The organism is Streptomyces sp. NPDC056161 (genome assembly GCF_042268025.1).
Classification (GTDB): Bacteria; Actinomycetota; Actinomycetes; order Streptomycetales; family Streptomycetaceae; genus Streptomyces.
Window position 1 is genome coordinate 1 of the sequence record NZ_JBHJUV010000113.1, and the last position, 11224, is coordinate 11224.

Below are 11224 nucleotides of genomic sequence, written 5' to 3' on the forward strand. Positions count from 1 at the left end.
GGGATTCCACCCTCCGGGGCCGCCGTCCGCGTCAGCGCCGCCCGTGTGCCAGGCCCAGGGCGGTCGCGGACGTCCGTATTCGGCCGCACACCCACCGGGGTCCCGCGGGGAACCCGGCGGCCGGCCGGGCCGGAGCCCGTGTCACCGATCCTTCGCGAGGTCGAGGTCAAGGTCGAGGTCGCCGTCGCCGGCGCCGGCGCCGGTGGATTCGAGCGTGGCCTTCGGGGGCACCCGGTCGCGCCACGGGTGGGCGAGCGGCGTGGACACCGCCCGCCACCAGGGGTCCGCGGGCAGCAGGCCCGCCGGTTCGAACGGCTCGCCGGGCCTGGGGAAGGCGGCCGCCTGTCCGGCTGCCTCGGCCTCGTCCTTCGTCCACTCTCCCGGCTCGGCCCAGGCGTGCGTGGCCAGGTTGAAGGTGCCCCAGTGGATCGGCAGCAGCGCTCCGTGCGCCCGGCCGCCCTGGAGGTCGAGGTGGGCGCGTACGCCCTCCTCGGGGGTCATGTGGATGTCGGGCCAGAACTCGCTGTAGGCGCCGATCTGGATCATCGTGGCGTCGAACGGGCCGTGCTCGGCGCCTATGTCCTTGAAGCCCTCGAAGTAGCCGGTGTCGCCGCTGTGGTAGATCCGGTGCTCGGCGCCCGCGACGGCCCAGGACGCCCAGAGGGTGTGCTGGGCGTTGCGCAGGCCGCGGCCGCAGAAGTGCCGGGCGGGGGTGGCGGTGAGGGTGAGTCCGCCGACCCGGGTCGACTCGTGCCAGTCCAGCTCCCGCAGCCGGTCGGCGGACACCCCCCAGTGTTCGAGGTGGGCACCGACGCCCAGGGGCACGGCGAACACGGTGTCCGTGCCGGCCAGTGCCTTGATGCTGGGCATGTCCAGGTGGTCGTAGTGGTCGTGCGAGATGACCACGACGTCGACCGGGCCGAGCGCGGCGAGCGGCAGCGGCACCGGGTGCAGCCGCTTGGGCCCGGCGAACGGGAACGGGGAGCAGCGCTCGCCCCAGACCGGATCGAACAGCACGCGCTGTCCGTCGATCTCCGCGAGCACGCTGGAGTGGCCCATCCAGGTCAGCCGGAGCCCGGTGGCGGGCGGCCGGGCCAGGTCGGCGAGGGTGGTGGCGTGCACCGGGACGGTGCCGCGCGGGGCCCGCTGGGGCCGCTGTTCCCGGTCGAAGTAGAGCTTCGTCAACTCCAGCATCGATCCGGAGGGCCGGATCCGGGCGGGCCCCCCGGGGTTCTGGAAGACGCCGTCGGCGAAGTGGGGCGAGCTGCGGATGCGCGCCAGGCGGTCACCGCCCGGGTCAGCGCCGAAGGCCGCGGGCTGCAACGCGCGGAGCCCGGAGCTCGGGGAACGCAAACCGGACACGGTACCTCCTGGTGGAGTGGGTGAGGCCATCCATTATGGGTGGCCCCTGCGACAGTCCGGCGCCATCGGGGTGACCGGCGGCCGGGCGCGGGAACGGCCGGGCGGGGCGCTCGTCCGGGAACCGGGCCGGGGCCCCAGGCCGCCGCGGGCGGGGTCGCGCCGAGCGGGCGTCCCGGGGCGGGACCGGTCCGTCGGACCCGCCCCGGCGGTTCAGGCCACCGACGCGATCCGCGTCCTGATGTCGTCGGGGGACACCGCGCCCTTGGCCGTCACGTGGTCCCCCGAGGACTCGCCGCGCAGCCGCCGGCCGATCCACGGCACCAGGTGCTGCCGGGCCCAGTGGACGTCGTCGCGGCGCACCTCCAAGGTGCCGCGGGGCGGGAGCGGCGGCCAGGGCTGTTCCGGGTCGGCCGGGACGTCGAGGCCGAGGACCTGTCCGGCCCGCAGGGCGACGCGTGTGTGTCCCTCGGGTGAGAGGTGCAGCCGGTCGTCGTCCCAGGCCCTGCGGTCCTGCACGGCCTTCAGGGACCACAGGTCGAGCACCGGGCAGCCGTACCGGTCGGCGACGGCCCGGACGTGCCCGTTGTAGGTGGCGATCCTGCCGCGCAGATGCTTCAGCACGGGTACGCCACGGGTGTCGAAGCCGGTCGTCACCAGGACCGTGCCGGCCGCGTCCGCGAGCCGGGCCACGGCCCGTTCGAAACGCTCGGCCACCTCGTCGGGGTCGGTGCCGGGGCGCAGGATGTCGTTGCCTCCCGCGCAGAACGAGACGAGGTCCGGCGCCAGTTCGACCGCCCGCGGGACCTGCTCCGCCACCATCTGGTCGAGCAGCCTCCCGCGCACCGCGAGATTCGTGTATCGGAAGCCGCCTTCGGGCCGACGGTCCGCGAGCAGTACCGCGAACCGGTCGGCCCAGCCGACGAACGCCCCGTCAGGGCCGGGGTCGCCGACGCCCTCGGTGAAGCTGTCCCCCACCGCCACGTACGACCCGATCACCGCTGTGTTGTCACTCTTCGAATCGTCTGCCACGTCGGGCCATGATTCACCTTCCGATGTGACCTACGCGATCGTAGGAAGGGGTTGACGAACGGTGAGATAAGACACTCGCCAAGAGTTTCCCAATGCGGGAATAGGCCGGGGAACAGGCGCGTTCCCGCGTCAACCGCTCCGCCACCGCCGTCAGACGACCACGCCGTGCGAGCGGAGGTAGGCCAGCGGGTCCACGTCCGAGCCGTACTCCGGCGTGGTACGGATCTCGAAGTGCAGGTGCGGGCCGGTCACGTTGCCGGTCGCGCCGGACAGGCCGATCTGCTGGCCCTCGGTCACGGTCTGGCCGGCCGAGACGGACAGCTGGGACAGGTGGGCGTACTGCGCGTAGTAGCCGTCGGCCAGCCTGACGACCACCTGATTGCCGTAGGCGCCGCCCCAGCCCGCGGCGACGACCGTGCCCGCGGCGACGGCCTTGACCGAGGTGCCGGTCGGCACGACGAAGTCCACGCCGGTGTGGTAGCCGCTGGACCACATGCCGCCCGCCACGTGGTAGCCGGTGCCGATCCTGGCGCCGAGGACGGGGAGGCCGTAGCCGGTGGAGGTGCCGGTGCCGACGGTGCGGTCCGTCCGGCCGGCCGAGGCGTCGGCCGCCGGCACGTACGAGGACCGGGACAGCCGGGACGGCTGCGCGGAGCGGGTGTCCGGCTCGGCCCACCCGCCGAGGGTGAGTTTCAGACCGGGGCGGACCAGCGACGGGTTGCCGCCGATGGCCGGGCGGTTGTCCTGGTAGATCCGCTGCCAGCCGCCGTTGACGTGCTGCTCGTCGGCGATCTTGGCGAGCCAGTCGCCCGGCCGCACCACGTAGGTGCGGGCGGCGGAGTCCTCGGCGGCGCGTCGCTGTTCGGCGGCGCCGCCGGCAGACCTGACGGTCCTCTCGGCGACGGACCGGGGAGCCTCCCCGGGGGCCGCGGCGTGCGCCGCGGTGGTTGCGATGAGCGGCAGGGCCAGTGCGGCTCCGCTCGTTCCGGCGACGGCGACGGCGACGGAACGGGTGCGGCGCTGGGGCCTCGGACGTCGGTGCTTTCCCTTCGCGGGCATGGCGCATTCCTCTCCGGCGCCTGCGAGGTGAGCTGTCGGGTTCGGGCTGGAGCTGCCCGGCCGCGCGCGGGGCGTGGCTTCACCCCTTGCCGTCCCGGAGACCGGGTCCGGCGGTCGTGCCTGGTGGGTCCCCCGCTCCTGCCGTGCACGGGTGGGTGGTGTGTCCGGTGTCCGGGCGGCGGCAGGATTCGGCGGTCCGTCCGGATCGGTGGCGAACGTAAGCGAGCGGGACGCAAACGGACAAGGACCCGTTCCATCCCGTACAGGTCTCACTCGATCCATTACGGGAATTCCCGGTCACCGTCCGTGCATGTCAGCGGGGTGGCCGTGGCCAATTCGCCCGCCCGGACCATGCATTACGTGAGCATGACAGGCGACCCACCGTCACGATATGACCCTCCTCACCCCCCTGGCCGCATAAGCTCGTAATTCCGGCAGAAGGGTCAGACGCGGCGCAGCCGGATGACCGTGGCGTCCAGGTCACCACGGAGCGCGGTGTGCAGCCCGTGGTGCAACAGCACGGCACCACGGTGCACTTCGCCCGTTTCGCGGCATTCGTACGACGCCGACGGGTCGAGCCCGCGCAACCGCACCGCCGGCACGGGCTCGCCGTACCGCTGCGCCTGGAGCCAGGCCAGGACGACGGTCTCGTCCCCGCGCAGATACTGCACCGCGCTCAAACCGCCCTCGGGAGGGCGCAGTCGGTACAGCTCGCCGTGCTGCACCACGGGCCGGATCTCCTTGTAGAGGCTCACCCACTGCCGAGCCTCGGCCAGTTCCTCCTCGCTCCACTTGGCGAGGTCGCCGCCGACCCCGAGGACGCCGGCCATGGAGCTGACGAAACGGAAGCGCAGACTGCTGGCCCGGCCGTTGAGCTGTGTGTTCGGACTGTCGGTGACCCAGGCCGCCATGATCCGCGCGGGATGGATCTGACTGAAACCGTGCTGGATGGCGAGCCGATCGAGCGGATCGGTGTTGTCGGAGGTCCACACCTGATCGGTGCGGCTCAGGATCCCGAGGTCGATGCGGCCGCCGCCGCCCGAGCAGGACTCGAAGGCCACGCCCGGATGGGCGGCGCGCAACCGGTCCAGCAGCGCGTACAGGGCGCGGACATGGTCGACCCACAACCGCTGCGGGTACGCCTCCCCGGGCCAGCCCGCGTCCGTGAAGCAGCGGTTGAAATCCCATTTCACATAGTCGATGGGGGCGCTGGAGAGCAGCGTGTCCAACCGCTCCCACAGGTACTCCTGGACGTCCTCGCGGGCGAGGTTGAGGACCAGCTGATTGCGCAGTTCCGTCCGCTTTCGTCCCGCCTGGTACTGCACCCAGTCGGGATGCGCGCGATACAGCTCGCTGTCGGGGTTGACCATCTCCGGCTCGACCCAGATGCCGAACTGCATGCCGAGGGCGTGCACCTGGCCGGCCAGTGGAGCCAGCCCCTGCGGGAACCGGTCGGGGTTGGGCGTCCAGTCGCCCAGCCCGGCCCGGTCGCTGGTCCGGGCGCCGAACCAGCCGTCGTCCACCACGAACAGTTCCACGCCGATCTCCGCCGCGCGCCGGGCGAGCGCGGCCTGCTGGTCCTCGGCGATGTCGAAGAACGTGGCTTCCCAGGAGTTGAACAGCACGGGCCTGTCCCGGTCCGCGTCCGGGACGACGTACGCCCGCTGGTAGGCGTGCCAGGCGCGGCTCGCGCCACCGAAGCCGCCGTCGCTCCACAGTCCCGCGAAGACGGGGCTGGTGTACGACTCCCCCGGCTCCAGCATCAGCAGGCCCGAGTCGTCGTACCCGGCGCCGCCGGTGATCTGCACACGCGCGTCCGGAAGTTGGGCGACGGCGATCCGCCAGGAACCCGACCAGCCGAGCGCGCAGCCGTACACCTCGCCGCGCTCCTCGGTGGCGTCGGTGTCGAGCGCCACCCAGGGCAGGTACTGGTGTCCGGTGTGACCGCGCCGGCTGCCGATGACCTTCTCACCGTAGGTCAGCGGACCGCTGGTCAGCCGCGACTCGGCGGCCCAGCGGCCGTGCAGCTCGGACAGCCGCCAGCCCTCCCGGTCGGGCAGGGTCCAGGCGGCCGGGTCCGCGCGCAGCAGCTCCACCCGCGTGCCGCCCTCGTTCACGAGGCCCACCCACCGCTCGACGACGTCGCCGCGCATCCGGTAGTGGAGGGTGATGACCAGCCCCTCGTCCCGGAAACGCAGCCTCAGTTCCCCGTCCTCGGCCGCGTGGCCCTCGAAGACCCATTCGGTGCCGCGGCGCTCCTCCGTGCGGACCGACAGCGCGGGCCTCACGAAGCGCGGGCCGCCTTCGACCGGATACTCCTCGTGCCCGTCGAGCGGCGACTCGAAGCCCCGGTAGCCGGGCAGCGGACGGGCGGCCAGGGCCTCGGCGTCGGCGAGCGCGACGGCGGGACCCCAGTGCAGGTGCAGCAGTTCGTCCGCCTCGGTGAGGTGCAGCGCATAACTGCTGTTCGGGCCGCTCAGCAACCACGTACGGCCGTCCTCGGCGATGTCCACCATCGAAACCTCACAGGAGCCCACAGATCCACTCACGCCTCAACATCATCAAGGGCCGCGGGCCCCGGTGGCAACGCCTGTGGACATCTCGTGGCCCGGGAAAAGCTTGTCGTATGGTCGACAGCGTGCCCGTCGACGAGAAGCGCCGACGGGCTCCGACCGGGAGGAGCCCCCCGTGACGCAGCAGGTCCCGTCGACCGAACCCGAGCTGGCCGGCGTGCGCAACTTCCGTGACGTGGGCGGGCTCCCGGCCGAGGACGGACGGCGGGTGCGGTACGGGGTGCTGTTCCGCAGCGGCCACCTGGCACACGCCACCAAGTCCGACGCCGCGTTCCTGTCCGCCCTGGGCCTGCACACCGTCTTCGACTTCCGCAACGCGGCCGACCAGCGGCTGGAAGGGCCGGACGTCGAACTGCCCGGCGTGCGCAACGTCAACCTGCCCCTGACCGACCCGGCGGACGGCGCCGAGTTCTGGACGATGGTCCGGGACGGCGACCTCGACCAGCTGCGCACGATCCTCGGTGACGGCAAGGCCGCGCGGCGGATGGTCGTCTCCTACCGCGCGATCATCGAACAGCGCACCGCCGAGCACTCCCGGGTGCTGCACGCGCTGGCCGAGGACAGCGTGCCGGTCCTGATGCACTGCGCGGCCGGCAAGGACCGCGCGGGCCTGTCCATAGCCGTGACGCTGCTCGCCCTGGGCGTGGAGCGCGAGGCGATCCTGGCCGACTACCTGAAGTCGAACGCCACGCACCGCCGCTACCGGGTGCGGCGCAGCGGCAGCGCCGAGTCGGCCTACACCCCCGAGGTCATGGAGTTGCTCAGCCCGCTGTTCGACGCCCGCGCCGAGTACCTCACGGCCGCCTTCGAGACCGTCGAGCGGACCTGGGGCGGCGTCGACGCCTACCTGGAACAGGGGCTGGGCCTGGCACCGCGGACCCGGGAGCGGTTGCGCGAGCGCCTGCTCGGCTGACGGGGAGCGCCGCTCTGCACCAGGCCGACAGCCGGCTCACCCCTTGGCGCCCACCTCGAACAGCAGAAAGATGAAGCCGGCCAGGAGGTGTCCGGCGACGAGGTAGACGATCAGCCGGATCCACAGGGCGCGCGGGAACTTCTCCTCCATGTCGGTCATCGCGACTCTCCAGTGATCGGGCCCAGGCACAGTGCGGCCGTGGGACTTTGCAGCAGGGTGTGGACGAACAGCAGTTCCACCCCGTCGTCGTCCTCGGCGGCGAGGCGGTGCGGGGTCAGCGAGTCGAAGTGTGCGCTGTCACCGGGCGCGAGGAGATGCGCGGTGTCCCCGAGGCGCAGCCCGAGCCGCCCCTGGAGTACGTACAGCCACTCCTCGCCGGGGTGCACGCGCACGATGTCGCCCTGCGAGCCGTGCGGCACCCGGACGCGCAGGGCCTGCATCCCGCGGCCCGGTGCGCCGGCCTGCCAGTACGTCCAGCCGCCCGCGTGGGTCGGCTCCATGTCGGCGGCGCGCACGACGGCGTCCCGGTCGGCCACGGTCTCACCGAGCAGTTCCGAGACCGTCGTACCGTAGATGCGGGCGAGTGCCAGGAGCAGCGGCAGCGACGGCTGGCGCTGCCCGGTCTCCAGCCGGGAGAGATGGGCGGGCGACAACCCGGCGGAACGCGCCGCCGACTCCAGCGTGAGGCCGGTCCGGCGGCGCAACGAGCGGAGCTGCGGCGCTACGGCGGGCAACTCGGCTTCGGAGGAGCTCATGACTCCATTGAGCCGCAGATTTGCCTCATCGGCAAATTTCTTGCCTCAGAGGCAAACCGCGGGCGGTTCGGTCACCGGTTGGCGACCGCCTGCTTGATCAGCGTCTTACCGAAGTCCCACATCAGACCACCGCCGCTGTGCGCGTCGTCCATGACGGCGGTGAAGGCGTCGACGAACCGGTCGACGTCGGCCTCGTCGACGACCAGCGGCGGAATCAGCTTGATCACCTCCAGGTGGTCACCGGAGACCTGGGTCAGGATCCGGTGCCGCTGGAGCAGCGGGACCACCACCATCTGCGCGAACAGGCCCTTGCGCGCGGCCTGCAACATGGTCCAGCGGCTGCGCAGTTTCAGCGAACTGGGCCGGCCGAACTCGATGCCGACCATCAGACCCCGGCCGCGGACATCGGCGAGCAGTTCGTACTTGTCGATGAGCGCGGCCAGCCGGGACCTCAGCTGGTCCCCCGTCCTGCGCGCACGGGCGACGATCTGCTCGTCCTCCATCACCGACAGCACGGCCAGACCCGCCGCCATCGCCTGCGCGTTGGCACCGAAGCTCGCCGAGTGGACCAGGACCCGGTCCATGGACGAGTAGACCTTCTTGAAGATCCAGTCCTTGCCGAGGGTGGCGCCGACCGGCACATAGCCGCCGGAGAGCGCCTTGGCCACGCACACCAGGTCCGGCTCGACGCCGTCCTCGTGCTGGTACGCGTAGAAGTCCCCGGTCCGGCCGAGTCCCGTCTGCACCTCGTCCGCGATGAGCAGCGCCTTGTGCTTGTGCAGCAGGTCCTGCGCGGCGCGCAGATAGCCGGGCGGCGCCTCGTGCACGCCCTTGCCCTGGATCGGCTCGACGACCAGCGCGGCGACGTCGCCCTTGGCCAGTTCCCGGGACAGGGCGTCGAGGTCGCCGAGGGGCACGGCCGTGTCGGGCAGCAGCGGGGCGAAGCCGTCCCGGAAGCCCTTCTCGCCGTTGACCGACAGGGACCCGGTGGTCAGGCCGTGGAACGCGTGCTCGCAGTACAGGATCCGCGGCCTGCCGGTGGCGAACCGGGCGAACTTCAGCGCGGTCTCCACCGCCTCCGTACCGCTGTTGCCGAAGAACACCCGGTCCAGGTGCGGGCTGTGGCCGAGGAGCTTCTCGGCCAGCAGCCCGGGCAGCGGCTGGCAGTCGAAACGGGTCAGGTCGGCGAGAGAGGCGTCGAGGACGTCGTGCAGCGCCTTGCGGACGACCGGGTGGTGGCGGCCGAGGCCCATCACCCCGAACCCGGCGAGCATGTCCAGGTAGTCGTTGCCGTCGGCGTCCCAGAAGTGAGCCCCCTCGGCACGCTCGTAGACCCGGTCGAAGCCGATGGTGTGCAGCATGCGCGGGAGCTGGTGGTTCAGGTACTTGGTGTGCAGCTCGTAGCGCTCGGCTCCGCGCTCGGCCAGGAGGGCACCGAGGTCGAACTCCGTGGTCATTCCGCTTTCTCCTTGACTGTGCCGTCGGTCTGCTCCCTGACGGCCAGGCTCGCACCGATCCGTCCGGCGATCTCGACGGGGGTGAGACCGATGTCGGCCAGCACCTCCGCGCGCTTGGCGTGCGCGAGGAACTGCTCCGGGATGCCGAACCGGCGCACCGGCACATCGACGTCCGCGTCGCCGAGGGCCAGCGCCACGGCGGCACCCACCCCGGCGGCCCGGCTGTTGTCCTCGACGACGGCCACCAACCGGTGCCCGGCCGCCAGCCCGGGCAGCGCCGGGTCGACCGGCTTGACCCAGCGCGGGTCCACCACCGTGCAGCCGATGCCACGCGCTTCGAGCAGCTCGGCGGCCTGGAGGCACACCGGCGCCATGACGCCGACGGCCACCAGCAGGACCTCGGGCCGCTCGGCCCGGTGCAGGACGTCCAGGCCCCCGACGCGGTCGACCGCGGGGATCCGGGGTCCGACCGACTCCTTCGGGAAGCGGACCAGGGTGGGGGCGTCGTCGACGGCGACGGCCTCCCGCAGCTGGGCGCGCAACTGGTCGGCGTCACGCGGCGCGGCGATCCTGAGGCCCGGTACGACCTGGAGGACCGACATGTCCCACATACCGTTGTGGGAGGCACCGTCCACGCCCGTGACGCCGGCCCGGTCCAGCACGAACGTCACCCCGCAGCGGTGCAGCGCGACGTCCATCAGGAGCTGGTCGAAGGCCCGGTTGAGGAAGGTGGCGTAGACGGCGACGACCGGATGCAGCCCGCCGGTGGCCAGGCCCGCCGCCGACACGGCCGCGTGCTGCTCGGCGATGCCGACGTCCCAGACCCGCTCCGGGAAGCGCTCGGCGAACTTGCCGAGGCCCACCGGGTGCAGCATCGCCGCGGTGATCGCCACGACGTCGTCCCGTTCCTCCCCGATGCGGACGATCTCGTCGCCGAACACCGAGGTCCAGGACGGCCCGTTGGAAGGCGCGAGCGGCTCGCAGGTGAGCGGGTCCATCACGCCGACGGTGTGGAAGTGGTCCTCCTCGTGCGCCAGGGCGGGTTCGTAGCCGCGCCCCTTCTCGGTGAGGCAGTGCACGAGGACCGGCCCGTGGAAGCGCTTCGCGCGGCGCAGCGCGGACTCGACGGCCTTGATGTCGTGGCCGTCGATCGGACCGACGTACTTCAGCCCCAGGTCCTCGAACAGGCCCTGCGGGGCGAAGGCGTCCTTGAAGCCCTTCTTGGCGCCGTGCAGTGACTCGTAGAGGGTGCCGCCGACCACCGGGGTGCGCAGCAGCACGTCCTTGCCCCAGGCGAGGACCTTCTCGTACGAGTCGGTGGTACGCAGGGCGGCGAGGTGGTTGGCGAGACCGCCGATGGTCGGCGCGTACGACCGCTCGTTGTCGTTGACCACGATGATCAGCGGCCGGTCCTTGGCGGCGGCGATGTTGTTCAGCGCCTCCCAGGCCATGCCGCCGGTGAGCGCGCCGTCGCCGATGACCGCGACCACATGGCCCTTCTCGCCCTGCACCGTACGGGCCTTGGCGAGCCCGTCGGCCCAGCCGAGCGCGGTGGACGCGTGGCTGTTCTCGATGACGTCGTGCTCGGACTCCTCGCGGGACGGGTAGCCGGACAGGCCGCCCTTGCCACGCAGCTTCGAGAAGTCCTGACGCCCCGTCAACAGCTTGTGCACATAGCTCTGGTGACCGGTGTCCCACAGGATGCGGTCGTCCGGCGACTCGAAGACCCGGTGCAGTGCGACGGTGAGTTCCACCACGCCCAGGTTGGGCCCGAGGTGGCCGCCGGTCCTGGCCACCGCGGTCACCAGGAACTCGCGTATCTCTTCGGACAATTCACCGAGTTCCGCCTCGGACAGCGCCTTCAGGTCGCGTGGTCCCCGGATGGTCTCCAGAATCGTCACGCTCGGCCCCCTCTCGGTCCGTGCTCGTTCAACTCACTGTCACTGCCGGCGTCCCCGCAACGCCGGGGGCGCCCGACGCGGCGCCCTCGGCCTCCATCTGCTCGGCGAGCTTCATCGCCTCTTCGATCAACGTCTCCACGATCTTCGACTCGGGAACCGTCTTGATCACCTCACC

9 protein-coding genes, 1 pseudogene and 1 riboswitch are annotated in these 11224 nt (G+C 71.8%); of the genes and pseudogenes, 1 reads left to right on the forward strand and 9 read right to left on the reverse strand.

Annotation, left to right across the window (positions count from 1 at the left end; all coding sequences use genetic code 11):
• Nucleotides 1–141: 141 nt before the first annotated feature.
• From ACFC09_RS45190 to ACFC09_RS45205, 4 genes are all read right to left on the reverse strand, one after another.
• Nucleotides 142–1362 carry an MBL fold metallo-hydrolase gene (locus ACFC09_RS45190; protein WP_376538895.1) on the reverse strand — a complete coding sequence of 407 codons (1221 nt, stop codon included), beginning with the start codon at nucleotides 1360–1362 and terminating at the stop codon, nucleotides 142–144.
• A gap of 210 nt (nucleotides 1363–1572) precedes the next feature.
• On the reverse strand, nucleotides 1573–2358 hold the full coding sequence (locus ACFC09_RS45195) for an SGNH/GDSL hydrolase family protein (RefSeq protein ID WP_376538911.1): 786 nt from the start codon (nucleotides 2356–2358) through the stop codon (nucleotides 1573–1575).
• 183 nt (nucleotides 2359–2541) lie between these two features.
• A complete protein-coding gene (locus ACFC09_RS45200; protein WP_376538898.1) occupies nucleotides 2542–3450 on the reverse strand; it encodes a peptidoglycan DD-metalloendopeptidase family protein in 909 nt (302 codons plus the stop codon).
• A gap of 4 nt (nucleotides 3451–3454) precedes the next feature.
• A riboswitch (cyclic di-AMP (ydaO/yuaA leader) is annotated at nucleotides 3455–3614 on the reverse strand.
• A 279-nt stretch (nucleotides 3615–3893) separates the two neighbouring features.
• Nucleotides 3894–5966, reverse strand: a complete 2073-nt coding sequence (locus ACFC09_RS45205) for an alpha-galactosidase (RefSeq protein ID WP_376538913.1) — start codon at nucleotides 5964–5966, stop codon at nucleotides 3894–3896.
• Nucleotides 5967–6138: 172 nt separating this feature from the next.
• On the opposite strand from ACFC09_RS45205, the gene ACFC09_RS45210 reads away from it, so the two are divergent.
• On the forward strand, nucleotides 6139–6936 hold the full coding sequence (locus ACFC09_RS45210; RefSeq protein WP_376538900.1) for a tyrosine-protein phosphatase: 798 nt from the start codon (nucleotides 6139–6141) through the stop codon (nucleotides 6934–6936).
• Nucleotides 6937–6972: 36 nt separating this feature from the next.
• Here the strand turns inward: ACFC09_RS45210 and ACFC09_RS45215 are convergent, their stop codons facing one another.
• From ACFC09_RS45215 to ACFC09_RS45235, 5 genes and pseudogenes are all read right to left on the reverse strand, one after another.
• Nucleotides 6973–7095 (reverse strand): DUF6126 family protein, encoded by a 123-nt coding sequence (locus tag ACFC09_RS45215; RefSeq protein ID WP_376538903.1) that lies wholly within the window; start codon nucleotides 7093–7095, stop codon nucleotides 6973–6975.
• Entirely contained in the window at nucleotides 7092–7691 is a 600-nt protein-coding gene (locus ACFC09_RS45220; RefSeq protein ID WP_376538905.1) for a helix-turn-helix domain-containing protein, read from the reverse strand. The genes ACFC09_RS45215 and ACFC09_RS45220 overlap by 4 nt, the downstream gene beginning before the upstream one ends.
• A gap of 71 nt (nucleotides 7692–7762) precedes the next feature.
• A complete protein-coding gene (locus ACFC09_RS45225; protein WP_376538907.1) occupies nucleotides 7763–9148 on the reverse strand; it encodes an aspartate aminotransferase family protein in 1386 nt (461 codons plus the stop codon).
• Nucleotides 9145–11049 (reverse strand): 1-deoxy-D-xylulose-5-phosphate synthase, encoded by a 1905-nt coding sequence (dxs, locus tag ACFC09_RS45230; RefSeq protein ID WP_376538909.1) that lies wholly within the window; start codon nucleotides 11047–11049, stop codon nucleotides 9145–9147. Before dxs ends, ACFC09_RS45225 begins: the two co-directional genes overlap by 4 nt.
• 28 nt (nucleotides 11050–11077) lie before the next feature.
• A pseudogene (locus ACFC09_RS45235) lies at nucleotides 11078–11224 on the reverse strand (4-hydroxy-3-methylbut-2-en-1-yl diphosphate synthase); the annotation flags it as partial.